Annotated in this window: 15 protein-coding genes; 8 read left to right on the forward strand and 7 right to left on the reverse strand. The window is 67.3% G+C overall.

Going from position 1 to position 21,190, the window contains the following annotated elements; translation table 11 throughout:
- Nucleotides 1-45 precede the first annotated feature (45 nt).
- Together PX653_RS14700 and PX653_RS14705 are read left to right on the forward strand one after the other, a co-directional pair.
- Nucleotides 46-1,380 (forward strand): TolB-like translocation protein, encoded by a 1,335-nt coding sequence (locus PX653_RS14700; protein ID WP_277413521.1) that lies wholly within the window; start codon nt 46-48, stop codon nt 1,378-1,380.
- A gap of 64 nt (nt 1,381-1,444) precedes the next feature.
- The gene (locus tag PX653_RS14705; RefSeq protein WP_277413522.1) at nt 1,445-2,374 is read left to right on the forward strand and encodes an alpha/beta hydrolase; all 930 of its coding nucleotides are present in this window, start codon (nt 1,445-1,447) and stop codon (nt 2,372-2,374) included.
- On the opposite strand, the gene PX653_RS14710 is transcribed toward PX653_RS14705, so the two are convergent.
- The 4 genes from PX653_RS14710 to PX653_RS14725 form a co-directional block, all read right to left on the reverse strand.
- Nucleotides 2,362-2,676 carry an L-rhamnose mutarotase gene (locus PX653_RS14710; protein WP_277413523.1) on the reverse strand — a complete coding sequence of 105 codons (315 nt, stop codon included), beginning with the start codon at nt 2,674-2,676 and terminating at the stop codon, nt 2,362-2,364. The two genes, PX653_RS14705 and PX653_RS14710, sit on opposite strands and share 13 nt — an antisense overlap.
- Before the next feature lie 10 nt (nt 2,677-2,686).
- Nucleotides 2,687-4,120 carry a glycoside hydrolase family 28 protein gene (locus PX653_RS14715; RefSeq protein ID WP_277413524.1) on the reverse strand — a complete coding sequence of 478 codons (1,434 nt, stop codon included), beginning with the start codon at nt 4,118-4,120 and terminating at the stop codon, nt 2,687-2,689.
- Nucleotides 4,121-4,123: 3 nt separating this feature from the next.
- Entirely contained in the window at nt 4,124-5,431 is a 1,308-nt protein-coding gene (gene rhaI / locus PX653_RS14720; protein ID WP_277413525.1) for an L-rhamnose catabolism isomerase, read from the reverse strand.
- A gap of 62 nt (nt 5,432-5,493) precedes the next feature.
- On the reverse strand, nt 5,494-7,632 hold the full coding sequence (locus tag PX653_RS14725) for a bifunctional rhamnulose-1-phosphate aldolase/short-chain dehydrogenase (RefSeq protein WP_277413526.1): 2,139 nt from the start codon (nt 7,630-7,632) through the stop codon (nt 5,494-5,496).
- Between the two features lie 314 nt (nt 7,633-7,946).
- Here PX653_RS14725 and PX653_RS14730 point away from each other — a divergent pair, with 314 nt between their 5' ends.
- From PX653_RS14730 to PX653_RS14755, 6 genes are read left to right on the forward strand one after another with little or no spacing between them, the layout of a single operon-like run.
- Nucleotides 7,947-8,813 carry a DeoR/GlpR family DNA-binding transcription regulator gene (locus tag PX653_RS14730; protein WP_277413527.1) on the forward strand — a complete coding sequence of 289 codons (867 nt, stop codon included), beginning with the start codon at nt 7,947-7,949 and terminating at the stop codon, nt 8,811-8,813.
- A 53-nt stretch (nt 8,814-8,866) separates the two neighbouring features.
- A complete protein-coding gene (rhaS, locus tag PX653_RS14735; protein WP_371876477.1) occupies nt 8,867-9,856 on the forward strand; it encodes a rhamnose ABC transporter substrate-binding protein in 990 nt (329 codons plus the stop codon).
- Nucleotide 9,857: 1 nt separating this feature from the next.
- Entirely contained in the window at nt 9,858-11,381 is a 1,524-nt protein-coding gene (locus PX653_RS14740; protein WP_277413529.1) for a sugar ABC transporter ATP-binding protein, read from the forward strand.
- Nucleotides 11,378-12,364: an ABC transporter permease gene (locus PX653_RS14745; RefSeq protein WP_277413530.1), complete on the forward strand. Its 987-nt coding sequence runs from the start codon at nt 11,378-11,380 to the stop codon at nt 12,362-12,364. Before PX653_RS14740 ends, PX653_RS14745 begins: the two co-directional genes overlap by 4 nt.
- A complete protein-coding gene (locus PX653_RS14750) occupies nt 12,361-13,380 on the forward strand; it encodes an ABC transporter permease (protein WP_277413531.1) in 1,020 nt (339 codons plus the stop codon). The genes PX653_RS14745 and PX653_RS14750 overlap by 4 nt, the downstream gene beginning before the upstream one ends.
- Nucleotides 13,377-14,750, forward strand: coding sequence for an FGGY-family carbohydrate kinase (locus PX653_RS14755; protein WP_277413532.1), 1,374 nt, complete (start codon nt 13,377-13,379; stop codon nt 14,748-14,750). Before PX653_RS14750 ends, PX653_RS14755 begins: the two co-directional genes overlap by 4 nt.
- A 126-nt stretch (nt 14,751-14,876) precedes the next feature.
- On the opposite strand, the gene PX653_RS14760 is transcribed toward PX653_RS14755, so the two are convergent.
- The 3 genes from PX653_RS14760 to typA all read right to left on the reverse strand — a co-directional run bounded on the left by PX653_RS14760 (nt 14,877) and on the right by typA (nt 21,187).
- A complete protein-coding gene (locus PX653_RS14760) occupies nt 14,877-15,890 on the reverse strand; it encodes a glycoside hydrolase family 43 protein (protein ID WP_277413533.1) in 1,014 nt (337 codons plus the stop codon).
- On the reverse strand, nt 15,890-19,078 hold the full coding sequence (locus PX653_RS14765; protein ID WP_277413534.1) for a TonB-dependent receptor: 3,189 nt from the start codon (nt 19,076-19,078) through the stop codon (nt 15,890-15,892). The genes PX653_RS14760 and PX653_RS14765 overlap by 1 nt, the downstream gene beginning before the upstream one ends.
- 276 nt (nt 19,079-19,354) lie before the next feature.
- Nucleotides 19,355-21,187, reverse strand: coding sequence for a translational GTPase TypA (typA, locus tag PX653_RS14770; protein WP_277413535.1), 1,833 nt, complete (start codon nt 21,185-21,187; stop codon nt 19,355-19,357).
- Nucleotides 21,188-21,190: the final 3 nt, after the last annotated feature.

Genomic DNA, 21,190 nt, shown 5'->3' on the forward strand with positions numbered 1-21,190 from the left:
ACGTTCGACCGCACAATGAGCCGTCATTCACTTCACATCCGCACCATGCTCCTGCCCTCCCGCGCCGCCCTGTGCCTGCTGCTGTGTGCCGCGACCGCCCATGCGGGCATCGGCCAGCGCTTCCCTTCCGAACGCAAGGTCGTCAAGGACCCCGTCACCGGTACGCCGCTGACCTTTCTCACCACCCGGGCGCATGGCGACTCGAAGATCTATCCCACCCACCCGCAATGGACGGCCGACGGCAAGTGGCTCGTGTTCCGCTCGCAGCTGGCCGGCAATGAAGCACTGGCCGTCAACGAAGATAGCGGCGCCATCGTGCAGGTGACGGAAGGCGGTTATACGGGCATGCTGAACCTGGCGCGCAAGGCGATGAAGCTGTACTTCATGCGCCAGGACCGCGAACCCGGCCGGCTGCAGGTGGTCGAAGTGGACGTCGCTGCCGTACTGGCCGACAGCGCCGCGGGCAAGCTGCGCGCCGCCGACGCCTACCAGCGCATCTGCGGCGTGACGCCGGCGGCACTGGGAGCGGGCGGGGACATGGCCCTCGACGCGGACGAGGAATGGGTCTACTTCCGCGTCGGCAAGGACGAAGCGGCGCGCCACCTGGCACCCGGCACGAAGATCGAACCGAACTTCGGGCCGCGCAATATGGGTGCTGGCCCGAACGGCATCGCGCGCATGCACGTGCGCACGGGCGAGATCCGGCACGTGGTGTCGGTGCCATTCCAGGTCGGCCATATCCAGGCCAACCTGTGGCGCCCCGGCGAGCTGGTGTTCAGCTGGGAGACGGGCGGCAAGTCGCCGCAGCGCACGTGGACCGTGCAGGCGGACGGCAGCGGCCTGCGCCCCCTCTACCCGGAAGCGCCCTACGAATGGGTCACGCATGAAGCCGTCATCTCGCCGGACGAAGTGGCCCTCGCCATCATGGGCCACCGCCCCATCCCCGGCGGCGCGACGGCGGTCGGCGGCCCGGCCACCGACGTGGGCGGCGCCAATCCAGGCCAGGATGCCGCCTGGGGTCCCGCCGGCACACGCGAAAAACCCAGCGGCGTGGGGATCGTCAACCTGCGTACCCGCGAGATGACCATCGCAGGCCAGACGCCAACCGGCAGCGGCTTGTGGCACGTGCATGGCTCGGCCGACGGCCGCTGGGCTGTGGGCGACGATTTCTCCCGCAGCGTGTGGCTGATCGACCGCCGCACGCGCGAGATGAAGCTGCTGACGACGGGCCACAAGACCACCGCCGCCGATCATCCTCATCCGACCTTCAACGCGGAGGGCACGAAGATCGAGATCCAGTCCGCCATGCTGACGGCCGACGGCCGCTCGATGAACATCGTCGTGGTGCCGGTGCCGGAGGACTGGCTGGCCCGCAAATGAGCCGGTGCCGCGCACGGCTGCGCGTGCGCTGGCTCCCATGTTCTTATCCGCTACACTCCCCATCATGAGAACTCTTGCCAAGGCGCTTGTCGCCACCTTGTTGATGACCGCAACCACCAGCTGCGCCCTGGCGCAAACCGTCCTGGCGCTGTGGCCCGAAGGCGTGCCCGGCGGACGCGCGATCGGCCTCGAACGCATCGACGGCGGCCACGTCGCCAATGTCAGCGAACCCTCCCTGATGCGCGTCGGTCCGGCCGTCGACCGGCCCAACGGCACCGCCGTCATCGTCGCGCCGGGCGGCGGCTACGTGCGCCTCGCCTACGAGCGGGAAGGCACGCAGTATGCCGCATGGCTCAGCACCCTGGGCGTGACGACGTTCGTGCTGAAGTACCGCATGCAGGAGTTCGGCCACCCGGCGCCGCTGCAGGACGTGCTGCGTGCCGTGCGCCTGCTGCGCTCGCGCGCCGCCGAGTTCCGCATCGACCCGGATCGCATCGGCGTGATGGGCAGCTCCGCCGGGGGCCACCTGGCGGCCAGCGCCGGCACGCTGTTCGACCATCCGCTGGGCCGCACCGGCCACGCGCTGGACCAGGTCAACGGCCGGCCCGACTTCCTGATGCTGATGTACCCGGTCATCGCGATGGATGGTCCCGCCGCGCATGCCGGTTCGCGCAAGGCACTCCTGGGCGCCAGCCCCGCGCCGGACCTGGTGCGGCTGATGTCCCTGCAATACCAGGTGACGCCGCGCACGCCGCCGACCCTCCTGATCCACACCCAGGCCGACGAGGCGGTGCCGGTCGAGAACAGCATCCTGTTCTACCAGGCGCTGACGCGGGCCAAGGTGCCGGCCGAGATGTACCTGTTCGAACAGGGCGGCCACGGCATGGGCATGCGCGACGGCCTGGCCAACGCATCGCAGTGGCCGCGCCGCGCCGAGGAGTGGCTGCGCAGCCGCGGCCTGTTGACGCCAGCCGCCGGCGGTCAAGCGAAGTAGAACATCGGCTGCAGGGGCCACTGGCGCGGCCGGTTGCCCGGCTCGACTTCCATGATGTCGGCCATATGGTCCCACCAGCGCCGCATCACGGGCAGCTGCGGCAAGTCGTCGGCCGTGTGGCCTTCACGCAGCTTCAGCACCGCGAACAGGATCAGCGTTTCCTCGTCCAGGAAGATCGAATAGTCGTGAATGCCGGCCGCCTTGAGCGCCTCGGCCAGGTCCGGCCACAACGCGTCGTGGCGGCGCTTGTATTCCTCCGCCATGCCGGGTTTGAGCCGCATCTTGAAACCGCGCTGGTTCATCCTTGTTCCTTCATGATTTGTCCTGTTCCTCGTAGCTCTTCTTCGACGGGTCGGCCTTCGGCTGGCGCGGCCGCACGATGGCCGTGCCGGCCGACAGGCCCTGCACCGCGGCGCCGTCCTCCAGGTCGACCGGCGTGCCCAGCGCCAGCCGCGCCGCATCGAAGCGCCAGTTGGCGATGTCGTACAGCCAGCCGCCTTCACGCGCCTGCACCTCGACATTCTTCAAACTGAAACGCTGCAGCGGCGCTTCGCGGTAGCCGTCCACCTCGAATGCCCGGGTGGCGCCCGTCGCCTTGATGTTCCACAGGCTGACGTCACGGAAGCGCGCCCTGCCCTGCTCCGGCGGCACCCGCGTCGCCAGCACCCGCCATACGGGCGGCACCTCCTGCACGTCCGGCGGGATCGCGGCATAGCTGTAGCTGGGATTCCAGTTCATCGTGATGCGCAGCACGACCGGGACATCGGTCATCGTGATGTCGTGCAGGCGCAGGTTTTCGCCGAAGCCGCCGCGCGTGTGCGCCGACTTGAACAGGATGCCGACCGGTACCTTGCCCAGCACCCGGATGTTGTATACCTCGATATTGCGGAAGCCGCCGGAGGTCTCGCTGCCGAACGTGACGCCGGCCGCGCCCGCGCGCACGATCGAGTCGCGGATGATCACGTCCTCGGTGGGACGCGCCACCCGCAGGCCGTCCGCGTCACGCCCGGCCTTCAGGCACAGGGCGTCGTCGTTGACGTCGATGTCGGCGTGCTGCACGAGTACCTGGCGCGAGGAGTCGATGTCGATGCCGTCCGTCGACGGCCCCAGGCCGTCCGAGTTGTTGCGGATGACGACGCCGTCCACGGTCACGTCGGTGGAATAGCAGATGTGCAGCGTCCAGAAGCCGGAGCGGCGCAACAGCAGGCCGCCGCCGACCTTGACGCGGCTGGAATCGAACACCTGGATCAGGCGCGGCCGCTGCGCGTCGTAGTCGGAAGCCCAGCGCAAGCCGCGCGGCTCGTAGGACTTGCGCAGCGTCCAGTAGCTGTCCCAGAACACCTTGCCGTCGCCGTCGATCGTGCCCTCGCCCTCGATGGCAGCGCCCTGCTGGCGGTAGACGTTGACCAGCGCGGCCGGCCATGCCATCTCGATGCCGGCGATCCGTGTCGGCATGACGGGATAGTCGCGGATGTCCTGCGATCCCAGCAGGGTCACGCCCTTGTCGAGGCGCAGCGTGACACCGCTCTTGACGAAGATCGATCCCGTCAGGTACGTCCCGGCCGGGAACACGACGGTGCCGCCGTGCGCGGCTGCCGCGTCGATGGCGGCCTGGATGGCGCGCGTGTTCAGCGTGGTGCCATCCGCCCGTGCACCGTAGCGTTCAACGCTGAACGTGGCCGCGCCGGCGTGCGACGCCAGCGCCAGCGCCAGCAGCGCGAACAGGACCTGCAGCCAGCGCCGCACGGATCAGACGATGCCGCTGCTGGAAGCGCCGGCGCGGGCCGGGCGCTGCTCGGCCGCCGTGGCACGGTAGCCGCTGGCGCGGTAGGCCGCCACCGGATCGGCGGCGCCGCCGGCCCGCAGCCTTGCCATCGCCAGGATCGGGCCCACGTCGGTGCGGTAGGCGGCCTTGAGCGTTTGCGCGGCCTGCAGCACGTCGTTGCCTTCCTGGTGCGCGCGCAGCGCGTTGCGGTCGACCAGCGCGGCCTGGATGAAGGCGCGCTGCACCTCGACGGCGGAAGACATCAGGCTTTCGATGGGGTCCGTCACGTTGTGCGACTGGTCCAGCATATAGGCCGGGCGGAAGGACGGCTCGCGCCCACCGGCATCGGCCAGCTCGTTAAACACGAGGAACAGCTGGAACGGGTTGATGCTGCCCGAGTCCAGGTCGTCGTCGCCGTATTTGCTGTCGTTGAAGTGGAAGCCGCCCAGCTTGCCGAACTGCGCCAGGCGCGCGACGATCATCTCGATGTTCGTGTTGGGCGCATGGTGGCCCAGGTCGACCAGGCACTTCGCCTTCGGGCCCAGCGCCGTCGCGCACGCGAAGCTGGTGCCCCAGTCGGCGATCGTGGTGGCATAGAACGCCGGCTCGAACAGCTTGTGCTCGATGAAGAGCTGCCAGTCGGCCGGCAGCGCGCCGTAGATGTCGCGCATGCTGTCCAGGTAGCGTTCCAGCGCGCCGCGCAGGTTGTGCTGGCCCGGGAAATTGGCGCCATCGCCCACCCATACCGTCAGCGCCTTCGAGCCCAGCTTCCTGCCCAATTCGATGCATTCGATATTGTGCGCGACGGCCTGCGCGCGCACCGCGCCGCTGTGCGCCGTCAGGCTGCCGTACTTGTACGTCTGTTCCTGGCCCTGCTGGTCCTGGAAGGTGTTGGAGTTGACGGCGTCGAAGCCCAGGCCATAGCCCTCGGCGAGCTCGCGCAGCGCCGCGGGATCGTTGGTGCGATCCCATGGGAAGTGCAGCGAGACGGTCGGCGTCGCCCGCGTCAGCTGGTGGATGACGGCGCAATCGGCCATCTTCTCGAACACGTCGCGCGGCTCGCCCTGGCCGGGAAAGCGCGCGAAGCGGGTGCCGCCCGTGCCCACTCCCCAGCTGGGCACGGCCACGGCGAACGTTTGCGCCAGCGCGGTCATGGCTTCGATGTCGATGCCGCGGCGCGCCAGCATGCCGCCCAGCGCCTCGTAGTCGGCCTGCACGCCGGCCTCGGCCTGCGCATTGTGCTCGGCCACGCGGCCACTGTCGATCGGGGCGTTCACTGCACTGTCGTTCATGTTGCTGTCTCCTTGGATACCTGTTCTGCGGGCAGCCATGGCTGCCCTGTTCTGGTTTTATTCTAGCGCGTGAAGGCCGCGGCATTGCCGGCATCGACGTTCAGCACATTGCCGGTGCTCTTGGCCGCCTTGTCGCTGGCCAGGAAGTACACCGCCTCGGCGATATCCTCCGGCAGCACGGAGAGCTTGAGCATGCTGCGCTCGCGGTAGAACTTCTCGACGTCGTCGGCGTCGATCTTGTTCGACTGGGCGCGCTCCTGCTTCCACTTGCCGTCCCAGATGCGCGAACCGCGGATGACGGCGTCCGGATTGACGACGTTGACGCGGATGCCGTGCGGTGCGCCTTCCAGCGCGATGCAGCGGGCCAGGTGGATCTCGGCCGCCTTGGCCGTGCAGTAGGCCGCCGCGCCGGCGGAGGCCACCAGGCCGTTCTTGCTGGCCACGAACACCATGCTGCCGCCCAGCCCCTGCACCTTCATCATGCGGAACGCACTGCGGCTGGCCAGGAAGTAGCCCTTGACGAGGATGTCCTGGTTGCGGTTCCACACTTCCAGGGTCGTGTCTTCCAGGGGGCTCGACGAGGCGATGCCCGCATTCGACACCAGCAGGTCGATGCCGCCGAAGCGCAGCGCACAGGCCGACAGGATCTGCTCGACCGCCTCCTCGCTGGTGATGTCGGCCACGACGCCGGCGACGCTGTCCTTGCCTGCCACCTTGGCCAGCGCATCGCGCGCGCCTTCGAGTGCCTCAGCATCGATATCGGTCAGCATCACGCACGCGCCCTCGGCCAGCAGCTGCCGTGCCACGGCCTGGCCGATGCCGCCGGCACCGCCCGTGACCAGCGCGATGCGACCCGCCATGCTCTTCGGCTTGGGCATGCGCTGCAGCTTGGCCTCTTCCAGCAGCCAGTATTCGATGTCGAACGCTTCCTGCTCCGGCAGGCCGACATAGCTGTCGACGCCGTTCGCACCGCGCATCACGTTGATCGCGTTGACGTAGAACTCGCCGGCGATGCGGGCCGTGGCCTTGTCCTTGGCGAAGGACAGCATGCCCACTCCCGGGATCAGGTAGATGATCGGGTTGGCGTCGCGCACCGCAGGGCTGTTGTCGTGCTTGCAGCGCTCGTAATACGCCACATAGTCGTCGCGATAGCGCGCCAGGCCTTCATCCAGGCTGGCGGCGACGGCGTCGAAGTCCGGGTTGGCCGGGTCGAACGCGATCACGTACGGCCGGATCTTGGTCCGCAGGAAGTGATCGGGGCAGGACGTGCCCAGCGCCGCCAGCGGCTGCAGGTCGCGGCTGCAGACGAATTCCAGCACGGCCGGCGAATCGTCGAAATGTCCCAGCTTGAGGTCGGCCTTGCCCGCCCCTTTACTGATCTTGCCGCGCAGGAGCGGCATCAGGCGCGCAGCCAGTGCTGAACGTTGGCCGGCAGGCAGCGGCGCCACGGCGGCGCCGCCAAACACGGGTTGCTTCACGTTCGCGGCCAGCCACTCCTCGGCGCGCTGGATCATCGCCAGCGTCGTCTCGTAGCACGACTTGGCGGTATCGCCCCACGTGAACAGGCCGTGCCCTTCCAGGATGATGCCCTTCAGGTTCGGCTGCGTGCGCGACACCTCCTCCAGCTTCAGCCCCAGGTCGTAGCCGGGACGCTGCCATGGCAGCCAGCCCAGTTCTCCCTCGAAGATGCGCTGGGTCAGCGTCTTGCTGTTGGCGCAGGCGGCGATCGCGATCACCGCATCCGGGTGCATGTGGTCGACGTGCTTGCGGTCGATGTAGGCATGCAGCGGCGTATCGATGCTGGCCGCGCGCGGGTTCAGGTTGAACGTGCAGTGCGGCAGGTAGGCCACCATCTCGTCCTCGTGGGCGAGGCCGCGGTAGCGCTGCTTCAGGGCGCGCAGCTTGTCCATGTACAGCGTGGAGAAGCCATCGAGCTTGATGCTGCCCAGGTCACCGCCCGAGCCCTTCACCCACAGCACCTCGACCGGCTCGCCACTGAGCGGGTCCGCCATCGTCACCTTGGCCGACGTGTTGCCGCCGCCAAAATTGGTGATGCGCAGGTCCGATCCCAGCAGGTTGGAGCGGTACAGCAACAGCTCCGGCTCGCTCATCGTGGCGGCCCGCGCATCGTCCCACAGAGATGCGATGGGTTGCCGCGCCGGGCTGTCGGTTGGCTGGTTCGATTCGTGCGATGCCGTCATGTGTTCTCCGTCGTTGAGTTTTGGTCTGCTGCGTTGTGTTGTGCCGGCGTGGCGTGGTCCACCCGGCAAGCGCGACCAGTAGAAAACAGCGCCCCTCGGGGTGTCAATGCGCCGCCGCTCAACATCGTGACCAAGAACGAATTAATCATAAGGATGATCGAAACGCGCAGCGCGCGGTGGCGCGCCCTGGAAATAATCACGGTTTTGAGCACATGGTGATTGACGACGGAAATTGAAGTGTTTAGCCTCTACCGTTAACAAACAGACCACGCCGGGTCACGCCCGCGCAGTAGGTTCACAACAAGGAGACGACAATGGTCAATCACAAGCGCCGTAAACGTTTGCTGAAGCTCTTGGCCGAGCACCAGAGCGCCAGCGTTCCGCAACTGGTCGAATGGCTCAGCGCTTCACCCGCCACCGTACGCCGCGACATCAGCTGGCTGGCGGCCCGCAACCTCTTGACCCGCACCCGCGGCGGCGCCGCCAACCTGGCCCAGAAGAAGCGCAACTTCACCCTCACGAGCGAGACGTTCGATCACAATATCCAGTGCTTCGCCGAGCGCAAGCGCGCCATCGCCCGCTACGCCGCCGGCATGTGCGCGGAAGGCGAGACCATCGTCATCAACGGCGGCACCACCACCTTCATGATGGCCGAGTTCCTGGTCGACAAGCACCTGAAGATCCTGACCAACTCCTTCCTGATGGCCGAGCGCCTGCTGGTCTCCAGCGAGAACGAGATCATCCTCCCCGGCGGCAAGGTGTACCGCGAGCAGAACGTGATCCTGTCGCCGTTCGATAACGACATCACGCAGCACCACTACGCGGCCAAGATGTTCATGAGCGTGTATGGCCTGTCCCTCCTTGGCCTGATGGAAGCCGACCCGCTGCTGATCCAGGCCGAGAAGCGCCTGATCGGCCAGGCCGAGGAACTGATCGTGCTGGCCGACAGCTCCAAGTTCGCCAAGAAGGCGGGCCTGATCCTGTGCGGCCTCGATCGCGTCGCCACCGTGATCACCGACACCAATGCTTCCGACGCGGCCGTGCAGCTGCTGGAGCAGTCCGGCGTGAAGGTCGTGACCGTGGCGCCGGAAGCGCTGCCCGCCCCCCAGCCGCCGCTGTCGTTCCCGTACGGCTTCGAATTTCAGTCGCAAGGCATGTTCCAGACGGAGGTATCGCATTGAACCCGCATGCAAGCAAGCGCAGGACGCTGGTGGCGTCGCTGTCCCTCCTGGCACTGAGCGTCCTGGCAGGTTGCGGCGAGAAGCCGGCCGCCGACGGTAGTCCCAAGGCCAAGGCCGACAAGGTCCGCATCGCGATGGTCGTCAAGAGCCTGGGCAACGGCTTCTTCGATGCCGCCCACATCGGCGCGCAGGAAGCGGCGGCCCAGCTGAAGGACGTCGAGATCATCTATACCGGTCCCACCACGCCCAGCGCCGAAGGCCAGATCGAGATCGTCAACTCGCTGATCAGCCAGAAGGTCGATGCGATCGTCATCTCCGCCAACGATCCGAACGCGCTCGTGCCGATCGCAAAGAAGGCCATGCAGCGCGGGATCAAGGTGGTGTCGTTCGACAGCGGCCTGGCGCAGGATGGCCGACTGATGCAGCTGAATCCTTCCAACGCGCAGCTGATCGGGCGCAGGCAGCTGGAGATGGCGCGCGATGCCATCGGCGGGGCCGGCGAGATCGCCATCCTGTCGGCGTCCGCCCAGGCCACCAACCAGAACCTGTGGATCGACGTCATGAAGGCCGAACTGGCCAAGCCGGAGTTCGCGCAACTGAAACTGGTCGCCACCGTATATGGCGACGACCAGTCCGACAAGAGCTACCGCGAGGCGCAGGGCCTGCTGCGCAGCCATCCGAACCTGAAGGCCATCATCGCCCCGACCACCGTGGGCATCAACGCGGCCGGCAAGGCGGTCGTCGACGAGAAGCTGGTCGGCAAGGTGTACGTCACGGGACTGGGCCTGCCGTCCGAGATGGCCGGGCATGTGAAGAGCGGCGCCGTCAAGGAGTTCGCCATCTGGAACCCGATCGACCTGGGCTACGCCGCCACCTACGCGGCCTACGACTTCGTCAAGGGCCGTCCCGATGCGAAGGCCGGCGGCAAGGTGGACGCGGGCCGCATGGGCAGCATCGCCATCGACGCCAAGGGCGAGGCGGCGATGGCCGAGCCGTTCACGTACAACGCGGCCAACGTCGACAAGTTCGCAAAGATCTTCTGACATGGCGGCTACTCCTCACCACACGGCGCCCGTCTTGCAGATGACGGGTGTCAGCAAACGCTTCGCCGGCATCGTCGCCCTCAACAAGGTAGCGCTATCCGTGCATGCCGGCGAAGTGCTGGCGCTGATCGGCGAGAACGGCGCCGGCAAGTCCACGCTCGTCAAGACGCTGACGGGCATCTATCGCCCCGACGAGGGCACCATCGCGCTGGGCGGCCAGCCGGTGTCGTTCGCCAATGCGCAGGATGCGATGGCGGCCGGCATCACGGCCGTGCACCAGGAAAGCGTGATGTTCGATGAGCTGACCGTGGCCGAAAACATCTGGGTGGGCCGCCAGCCGCTGCAGCGCGGGCGCATCGACTGGGCCCGTATCGAACGCGAAGCCGAACAGCTGTTCGCGCGGCTGGAAGTGACGCTGCCGGTGCGTGCCAGGGTCAAGGACCTGTCGGTGGCGCAGCGCCACTTCGTCGAGATCGCGCGGGCGCTGTCGCAGCAGGCCCGGGTCGTGATCCTGGACGAGCCCACGGCCGCGCTGTCGCAGCGCGAGATCGTCGAGCTGTACCGCATCGTGCGCCAGTTGCGCGCGGCCGGCACGGCCATCATCTTCATCACCCACAAGTTCGACGAGATCTTTGCCGTGGCCGACCGCTACACGGTGCTGCGCGACGGCCAGTACGTGGCGGCCGGGCGCATCGCCGACGTCACGGAAGCCGAACTGGTGGCGCTGATGGTGGGCCGCTCCGTGCAACAGGCCTACCCGAAGGCGGACGTGACGCCCGGTGAGGTACTGCTGGAGGTGCGCCATTTCTGCCACCCGACCGAGTTCGACGACGTCAGCTTCCAGCTGCGGCGGGGCGAGATCCTCGGTTTCTACGGCCTGGTGGGCGCCGGGCGCTCGGAAGTGATGCAGGCCCTGTTCGGGCTGACGCCACGCGCACGCGGCACCGTCACCCTCGACGGCGCCGAAGTGCGCATCGCCTGCGCAGCCGATGCCATTGCGCACGGCATCGCCTACGTGCCGGAAGACCGCCAGCACCAGGGCGCGCACCTGACGATGCCGATCCTGCACAACATCACGCTGCCGATCCTGGATCGCATCGGCTTCTTCCTGCGCGGCCGGCGCGCCCGCGAGAACGCCGTGGCACGCCACTACAGCGAGCAGCTGGAACTGAAGGCGAACCACCTGTGCCAGCACGTGGCCGAACTCTCCGGTGGCAACCAGCAGAAGGTCGTACTGGGCAAGTGGCTGGCGACCGATCCGAAGGTGATCATCCTGGACGAACCTACCAAGGGCATCGACATCGGCTCCAAGGCGGCCGTGCACCGTTTCATCGGCCAGCTGGTGAGCCAGGGCCTGGCCGTGATCCTCGTGTCGTCCGAGCTGCCCGAGGTGCTGGGCCTGGCCGACCGCATCGTCGTCATGCACCAGGGCCGCGTGCAGCGCGAGTTCGCGCGTTCTGACGCCACGCCGGAAAACGTCGTCGCGGCCGCCTCCGGCTGCGCGCACGCCCTGGAGGCCGCATGAAAGTCCTCAAGCAACGCGAATTCCTGCTGGCCTGTTCCATCGTCGTGCTGGTGCTGCTGGTGGGCCTGCGCTCGCCCGTCTTCGTCAGCCCGGCCAGCCTGGCCAACCTGCTGACCGACAGCACCCTGCTCATCATGCTTGCGCTCACCCAGATGCTCGTCATCGTCACGCGCGGCGTGGACCTGTCCGTCGCATCCAACCTCGCCCTGTCGGGCATGATGGCCGCGCTGCTGGCCGCGCGCCAGCCGGACCTGCCGCTGCCGCTCGTGATGCTGGCCGCGGCCGCGATCGGCTTGCTGCTGGGCCTCGTCAACGGCTGGCTGATCGGCTACCTGGAGCTGCCGCCGATCGTCGTCACGCTCGGCACGATGAGCGTCTACCGGGGGCTCGTGTTCGTGCTGTCCGGCGGCGCGTGGGTGTCCTCGCACCAGATGCCGCAGCACTTCATCGGCTTTCCGCTGGCCCGGCTGCTGGGCATCACGCACCTGGTATGGATCGCCGCCGCCGTCGTGCTGGCGGCGTGGTTCGTGGCGCGCCACAGCCGCTTCGGCCGCGACCTGTACGCCATCGGTAACGCGCCGTCGTGTGCCCGCTACGTCGGCATCCCGACGGCGCGCCGGCTGCTGTGGACTTATGGGCTGTCCGGCTTGATGGCGGGCCTGTGCGGCTACCTGTGGGTGGCGCGCTACGCCGTCGCCTACACGGAAATCGCCTACGGGTTCGAATTCACCGTGATCGCCGCCTGCGTCATCGGCGGCATCAGCATCGCCGGCGGCACCGGCACCGTGACGGGTGCCGTGCTGGGCGCGCTGTTCCTGGCCGTGATCGGCAACGCGCTGCCCGTCGTGCAGGTGTCGCCGTTCTGGCAGAGCGCCCTGACCGGCATCGTCATCCTCGCCGCCGTATCGATCAACGCCCGCGACGGCAAGCATGGCGGACGCCAGATCCTGCCGCTGCACCAGGTCGACCGGAGTGCCGCATGAATACCACCACTGCTGACATGACCGCCACCCACAGCTCGCGCTACACGATCCACGACCGCCCGGGTTTCCGCCTGGGCGCCCTGCTGGGCAAATGGGAAACGCTGCTCGCGCTGCTGTTCGTGGCCGCCTTCCTGGCCAACGGCATCCTCGTGCCGCACTTCCTCGACCCGTACAACCTGGCCGACGGCACCTTCAACTTCAGCGAGAAGGCACTGATCGCGCTGCCGATGGCACTGTTGATCATCTGCCGCGAGATCGACATCTCCGTCTCCGGCATCCTGGCGCTGGCCTCCGTCGCCGTCGGCCTGGCGCACACGCACGGCGTGCCGCCGGCGCTGCTGCTGCCCGTTGCGCTGGCCGCCGGTACCGCGTGCGGGCTGCTGAACGGCGTACTGGTGACGCGCTTCGCGCTGCCGTCCATCGTCGTCACCATCGGCACCGTCTCGCTGTTCCGCGGCCTGGCCAGCGTCGTCCTGGGCGACAAGGCATTTACCGGCTATCCGCAGCTGATGGCCGACTGGGGCCAAGGGTACTTCTTCGACGTGATCCCGCGCGAGTTCGTCGTGCTGCTGGCGTTTGCCGCGCTGTTCGCGGTGGTCCTGCACACGACGCGCTGGGGCCGCCGCATCTACGCCATCGGCAACAACCCGGTCGCGGCGCGCTTTGCCGGCATCGAAGTCAATCGCTACCGCCTGGTGCTGTTCATGCTGACGGGTGCGATGGCCGGCCTGGCGGCGTGGCTGCTGACGGGCCGCATCGGCAGCACGCGGCCGAACATCGCCATGGGCTGGGAGCTGGAAGTGATCACGATGGTGATCCTGGGCGGCGTCAGCATCGCCGGTGGCGCCGGCACCATCGGCGGCGTCATGCTGGCCGTGCTGACCCTTGGCACGGTGACGTACGGCCTGTCGCTGGCGAATGTCCCAGGCATCTACATGACCATCGTCGTCGGCCTGCTGTTGCTCGTGACGATCGCGCTGCCACGCCTGCTGCACGGCCGCAAGGTGGCGAAATGATCGACCCGACGAGCAGCCAGACCAGCGCGACGGCCGTTCTCGACATCGGCAAGACCAATGTCAAGCTGGTCCTGCTGGACGACGTCGGCACGCTGCTGGCCGAACGACGCCGGCCCAACGCGCCGCTGCCGGACGGCCCGTATCCGCACCACGACACGGAAGGCATCTGGCAATGGCTGCTCGCCACGCTGCGCGAGTTCGCCGGCATGGCGCACGTCGCCGCCATCGTCCCCGTCACGCATGGCGCGACGGCGGCGCTGGTGGACGACGCCGGCCTCGTGCTGCCCGTGCCGGACTACGAACACGAGCCCGCACTGCCGCAGGCCGCCTACGACGCCATGCGGCCGGGCTACGCCGAAACCCGTTCCCCCCGCCTGCCCGCGGGCCTGAACCTGGGCCGGCAGCTGGCCTGGCTGGCGCAGGCGCAGCCGGCGGCGTTCGGCCACGCGCGCCATCTCCTCATGTATCCCCAGTACTGGGCGTGGCGGCTGTGCGGCGTGGCGGCCGGCGAAGTGACGGCGCTGGGCTGCCATACCGACCTGTGGCACCCGGGCCGCCAGCAGTATTCGTCGCTGGTCGAGACGATGGGCTGGCAGGACCTGCTGCCGCCGCTGCGCCATGCCTGGGACACGCTGGGACCCGTGCTGCCCGCACTGGCCGCCGCCACCGGCCTGCCCGCGCAGTGCCGGGTCATCTGCGGCATCCACGACAGCAATGCCTCGCTGCTGCGCCACCTCGGTGGCGACCCGCCGCCGGCCGTGCTGTCGACCGGCACCTGGGTGATCGCGGCCGTGCCGGGCGGAAGGCTGGACGGCTTGCGCGAAGAAGCCGACATGCTGGCCAATACCAGCGCCCTGGGCCAGAGCGTGCCCTGCATGCGTTTCATGGGCGGGCGCGAGTTCGCCGAGCTGGCCGGTTCCCGGCCGGGCGCCTGCCATGCATCGTCCCTGCAGCGACTCGTCTGCAGCGGCACCTATGCGCTGCCCGGCTTCGCCGGCGCCGGCGGTCCGTTCGCAGGGCGCCCTGGCCGCATCCTCGGCCCGGCCCCGGTCGACGATGCGGAGCGCCGCGCGCTGGCGACGCTGTACGTTGCGTTGATGAGCGACTACTGCCTTGATGCACTGGGCGCCGGCGACGATGTCGTTGTCGAGGGCAGCTTCACGGCCAATCCGCATTTCGCCCCGCTGCTCGCGGCGCTGCGGCCGGGCCGCCGGGTCGCGGTGACGGACGATGCCAGCGGCACCACGTGCGGGGGCTGGATGCTGGCGCATTGGGGCCGTGCGCCGCGCGTGCAGGCGCATATCGCGCAGCCGCTGGTGCTGGATGGGCTGGCGGCGTATCGGCGCGCCTGGTTGGCGCAGTTGCGCTAGATTGCAACCCTAAGCCTGGGGACTGTCCCTGCACAGGGACAGTCCCTGAAGTTCCGCCAAATCCGCCGCAATGCTGTCGAACTTCAAGGTCGGTCCCCTGCGGGGACAGACCCTCGGATACCATGCCTAGTCCCGCCCCGGCACCCCGAAATCCGGCGTCCCGTCCGCCCGCCAGCGGATGACCTGCGCGCGCGTGTGGCGGTCCGGGTTCCTGAGCGGATCGCCGACGATGTCGCGGTAGTCGCGGGCATGGTAGACAAGGACGTCGGTGGCGCCATCCGGCGTCGTCGTGAACGCATTGTGGCCGGGGCCGTACTGGCCGGTGGCGGCGCTGCTGGCGAAGACCGGCACCGGCGACTTCGTCCACGAGCGCGCGTCCAGCAGGTCCGCATCCTCGCGCGCCGTCAGCATGCCCAGCGCATAGTTCGCATCCGTGGCGCTGGCCGAATACGTCAGGAACACGCGGCCGTTCTTGACCAGCACGGCCGGCGCTTCGTTGACGTCGTGCCTCACCTTTTCCCAGGGGTACTCCGGCTGCGTCAGCAAGGTGGCAGGGCCCACGATCGACAGCGGCGTGTCCATCCGCGCGATGTAGATGGCGGTCAGCTGGCGCGCGCTGGCCGGTGGACGCTGCGTCCACACCAGGTAGCGCTGGCCGCGCAGCGCGAACGTCGTGGCGTCGAGCGCAAAGGATTCCCAGCCTGTCTTCAACTGGCCACGCTCGATCCACTGGCCCTCGAACGGGTCGGCGGCCGCGTTCTCCAGCACGTACAGGCGAATGTCCCAGATCGCATCGGCGCGGCCGGCCGTGAAGTACAGATACCATTTGCCGTTGATGCGGTGCAGTTCCGGCGCCCAGATATGGTGGCTCATCGGCCCGGCCGCATGCTTGCGCCACACCACCCTGGCCTCGGCCTGCCCCAGTGCGTCCAGGCTGCGTGCGCGGCGCAGTTCGATGCGGTCGTACTCCGGCACGGTGGCGGTGAACCAGTAGGTGCCGTCCGGCTGCAAGGTCACGTGCGGATCGGCGCGGTGCGGCACCAGCGGATTGTGGAAAGCCGGCGCGGCGACGGCGTCGAAGCAAAAAAGAGCCGCGGGCACGAGGCCGGCGGCGCAAACCAACGAAGGGAGTCGGCTCATCAGAACTTCAGGGACACGCTGGCGTAGTAGCGGCGGCCGGAGAATGCCAGCTCGTTGACGCGGAACAGGTCGCCCGCGTCCGTGATCTCCTCCTGGTCGGTCAGGTTCTTGCCCTCGATCGAGAAGGTGATGTTGTCGTTGTAGCGGTACTGGAGCTTGGCATCGAGGTAGCCCGTCTTCTCCTGGAAGTTCGGATTGCCCGACACGTCGTTGCCGCCCGTGTAGTAGCGGTCGCGCGCGTTGTAGGCGATGCGGGCGTTGATCGGCCCCCGGTCGTACCACAGCGCCACGTTGTAGCTGTTCTTCGACAGACCCGGGTACGGCAACTCCGTGTTGTCCAGGATGTTCAGGCGCTCGGTGCCGGGAGCGTATTTGTACGTCATGCGGGTGTAGTTGACGTCGCCGCCGAAGCCGGCCAGCCAGCCGGGCAGGAACGTGAACGCCGTGCGGGCCGTGATCTCGATCCCCTTGGTTGTCGCGCCCTTGCCGTTGATCGGCTGCGTGACGTCCCAGCGGCTGCCGTCATGGAACACGTCCACGCCCTTTTGCAACTGCTTCTCCAGGATATAGCTGGAAATCTCCTTCTTGAAGAACGCCACGCTGACCTGCGTGTCCTGCCCGGGATAATATTCCAGCGACAGGTCGGTGTTGGTCGCGCGGAACGGCTTCAGGTCCGGATTGCCGGCCGTGCAGTCATCGGTGCCATCGCCGCCGAACTCGGACCGGCCGCTGTAGAGCGTGCAGGTGGCGTTCGGTGCCAGCAGGTCGATGCGCGGGCGCGACATCACCTTGCCCCAGCCTACCCGCGCCAGGAACACGTCCGGCACCAGCCACATCATCGCGTTCGCGCTGGGCAGCACGTCGTGGTACGAGCTGCTCACGCTGGCGATGCCGTTCGAGACGATGTAGTCGAGATGACCGGTGCTTCCGCCCGGCGTGGCGACGCGCACGCGGTTCTGCGACGAGCCGGTGGCCACGGCACGGGTGTGCGTATAGCGGGCTCCCACGTTGCCGTTGATGGTGTAGCCGAACAACTCGGTGTCGAAGTCCAGGCGGCCATAGGCCGAGCGCACCCGCTCCGACGCACCGTAGACCGGAATCTGCGGATAGACCTTGCCGTCGCTGGCGGGTGCGTTCTGCACGTAGTCGTGATTGAAGTGCGACGTGTCGAAGAACGGCGCGGCCGCCGCATAGCTTGGCGCGATCCAGCCCGACGGCAGGTTGGCAACGCCGCTGTAGCCGCCGAAGAACGTACCGGGCGAGCGGGTCCGGATGGTGTCGACCAGTGCCGCCATCTCGGCCGCTGTCGCGTAACGCGTCGCGTTGCTGATATTGAGCAGCGACTTCGGGTCGGCCGCACGCGGTGTCCCGCTCCACAGCGGATCGTGGATCAGGGTCTGGTTCACGTTGGCGGTGGGGACGATGACGTCGTCGCCCACTCCCGCCAGGTCACCGCCGCTATCGCGCACGAAGCCGCCGCCCTTGTACTGTTTCGCGGTGGACCTGCGGGCCTGGGCGCCGAACCAGATCTTCGTGAAGAAGGGCGTGTCGAGGCGGTACTTCAGGTCCAGCTTGGCCTGGTCCTCCGTATTGAACGCTTCCTCAGGGCGATACTGCAGCTGCACCTGCGTGTAGGAACGGCTGTCCTCGGGCGAGTACGCGGCCGGGAACGTGAAGTGCGGCAGGCCCTGGCTGTCCAGCGCCACCTTCAGTCCCGGCGCATCCATCGTCATCGTGACGTTGTTGCTCTGGCTGATGTACTCGGACTTCGACTTGCCGATCAGGCCTTCCGCTTCCAGCCGGTCGCGCTTGAAATTGAAGCCGGCGGAATAATATTTCGAGCGGATGTCCAGCCCGAAGTCGCGCGCCGACGTGTAGAACGCGCCCTGCCCGCCCTGGCCGGCCACGTAGCGGCAGTCGCCCACCGTGTATTCGGTGACGTAGTGATTCGCCACCGTCACGCCAGGCGGCGTGGCCGTCGTGATCGCAGGGATGCAGGTGCCCGGCGTCGTGCGCAGGCCGTTGGCGTCGTACACTGGCGCGTTGCCGCTGCTGGCCAGGCGATTGACGTCATTGAAGTCGGTACCGAAGTTGCGGTCGTTCAGGCGCTGGTCCTGCTTGTTGTCCTGGTAGCTGGCGAAGGCCGTGAAGTCCTTGGCGAACTCGTACTGCGCCGTCAGTTCGGCGGAGGAACGCTTGTGGTCGCGTGTCCAGATGCCATAGCGGGGAATGCCGGGCGAGTAGTCGTTCCACTGCGCCAGGCAGGCCGTCTTGTCGGCTGCCGCCAGGCCGTCGCAGCCGGCCTTCGTGCCGATCGCCGCCAGTGCCAGGTTCTTGCTGACCACCGTCTTGTCGGCGCTCATGTCCCAATCGCGCAGGAAGCGCCACGACGTGTTGCGCGCATAGTCGTTCTGCGTCAGCACCTTGTCGTAGACCAGGTTGGCCATCAGCCCCAGGCGGTTGCCGAAATAGCGGTCGGCCAGCAGCAGGCTGGCGCGCGGATCGACCCCGCCGCGGCTGGTCGAATGTTCGCCGGAGATCGTGGTGGCGACGGTCCGCTTCTTGAAGTCGAGCGGCTTGCGCGTCTTGATCACGACAGTACCGCCAACGCCGCCTTCCGTCATGTCGGCCGTGGTGCCCTTGTACACGTCGATGGAAGAGATCAGCTCGGACGCCAGCTCGCGCAGCTCGGCGCCGCGGCCGGCGCCGCCACTGGTGCCCAGCACGGACATGCCGTTGATCTCGACGCGGTTCAGGTCCGGCTCGACGCCGCGGATCGCCACCTGCGAGCCTTCGCCGAAGGAGCGCGACAGCTGCACGCCAGTGATGCGCGACAGGGCCTCACCCACGTTCTTGTCGGGGAACTGGTTGATGTCCTCCGCCACCAGCGAATCGGACACGGTGGCATTGCGGATCTTGCGGTCGATGGCGGAGGCGACGGACTTGCGCGTGCCCACGACCATGACGACGGAGCCCTGGTCGCCGCTGCCGGCCTGGCGGCCGGCGCTGCTGGCGCCGGCGCTGGCGGGCCCACTTGAGGCGGGCGCAGTTGCGGCGGGCCCACTGCCCTGCGGGTTGCTGTCCTGCGCGTGTGCGGCCTGCGCGGCCAGCAGCGCGGCGGCCAGCGCCAACGCGGTCATGCGGCAGTTGCGCGGCGTGGCGGCGCGGTTGTTCGGATGCTCAATCACGATCGGTCTCCTCCGGGTATCGGCCTTCGATGGCCTGTGTTCTCGGGCGCTCTGGCCCTGCTGATTGATCAGCTGTTTTTTATTCTAGGGGAGGGATACGCATAAAAAGTCGCGTGATCGGAAAGAATCAGAATGATGATTAGCGGCGGGTTTTGCTCAATTTATTGAGCGGTAGGGGAGGAGGAAACCCGAGGGGTCATCAGGCTGCGGGGGCAAAAAAAAACCGCCGGCTGCAAACGCAGCCGGCGGCTCTGGTCGGTCAAACCGACGCGGTGCTTACGCTTCGCGCGAAGCCTTCTTGCGCTCGTGCTCTTTCAGGAAGCGCTTGCGCAGGCGGATCGACTTCGGCGTGATCTCGACCAGCTCGTCGTCCTCGATGAACTCGACGGCGTATTCCAGCGACATCTGGATCGGCGGCACCAGGCGCACGGCTTCGTCGGTACCGGACGAACGCACGTTGGTCAGCTGCTTGCCCTTGATCGGGTTGACGACCAGATCGTTGTCGCGCGAGTGGATACCGATGATCATGCCTTCATAGACCGGGTCGTTGTGCGACACGAACATGCGGCCGCGATCCTGCAGCTTCCAGATCGCGTAAGCTACGGCGGCGCCGTCGTCCTGCGAGATCAGCACGCCGTTGCGGCGGCCGGCCAGCTCGCCACGGGTGTTGTCGACCGGTGCGTAGGCATCGAACACGTGGCTCATCAGGCCCGTGCCGCGCGTCAGCGTCATGAATTCGCCCTGGAAGCCGATCAGGCCACGCGCCGGGATACGGTACTCCAGGCGCACGCGGCCCTTGCCGTCCGATTCCATGTTCTGCAGGTCGCCACGACGACGGCCCAGTTCTTCCATCACGCCGCCCTGGTTCGCTTCTTCCACGTCCACGGACAGGTTTTCATACGGCTCGTGGCGCACGCCATCGACCATCTTGAACACCACGCGCGGACGCGATACGGCCAGCTCGAAACCTTCGCGGCGCATGTTTTCGATCAGGATCGTCAGGTGCAGTTCGCCACGGCCCGACACTTCGAAGATCGTGTCGTCGTCGGTCGGTGCCACGCGCAGCGCCACGTTGGCCTTCAGTTCCTTGTCCAGGCGGTCGCGCAGCTGGCGCGACGTGACGAACTTGCCTTCGCGGCCCGCCAGCGGCGAGTTGTTGACCATGAAGTTCATCGTCAAGGTCGGCTCGTCGACGGTCAGCATCGGCAGCGGGTCCACGGTGTCCGGCGCGCAGATGGTGGAGCCGATACCGATTTCTTCGATACCGTTGATCAGGACGATGTCGCCGGCGACGGCTTCGTCGACCAGCACGCGCTCCAGGCCCTTGAAGTTCAGCACCTGGTTGATGCGGCCCTTGATCGGGGTTGCGCCCGGACCGTCCACGACGACGACGTCCTGGCCGGCCTTGATGCGGCCGCGCGAGATACGGCCGATGCCGATCTTGCCCACGTACGAAGAGTAGTCCAGCGACGTGACCTGCATCTGCAGCGGGCCATCCGGATTGTCGTCACGGACGGGAACGTGCTGCAGGATCGCTTCGAACAGCGGCTTCATGTCGCCGCCGCGCACGTCTTCGGTCAGGCCGGCGTAGCCGTTCAGGCCCGACGCGTAGACGATCGGGAAGTCCAGCTGCTCGTCGTTGGCGCCCAGCTTGTCGAACAGTTCGAACGTGGCGTTGATCGCCCAGTCGGCGCGGGCGCCCGGACGGTCGATCTTGTTGACGACGACGATCGGCTTCAGGCCCAGCGCCAGCGCCTTGCGCGTGACGAAACGGGTCTGTGGCATCGGGCCTTCCTGCGCATCGACCAGCAGCAGCACGGAGTCGACCATCGACAGCACGCGCTCCACTTCGCCGCCGAAGTCGGCGTGGCCCGGGGTGTCGACGATGTTGATGTGGGTGCCTTCGTACTCGACCGCGCAATTCTTCGACAGAATCGTGATGCCACGCTCTTTTTCGAGGTCGTTCGAGTCCATGACGCGGGTATCGACCTGCTGGTTTTCACGGAAGGTACCGGACTGGCGCAGCAGCTGGTCCACGAGGGTGGTCTTGCCGTGGTCGACGTGGGCGATGATGGCGATGTTACGAATTGCGCGTTTAGTATTAGACATGGT

This window comes from Pseudoduganella chitinolytica (assembly GCF_029028125.1).
GTDB classification, from domain to species: Bacteria; Pseudomonadota; Gammaproteobacteria; order Burkholderiales; family Burkholderiaceae_D; genus Rugamonas; species Rugamonas chitinolytica.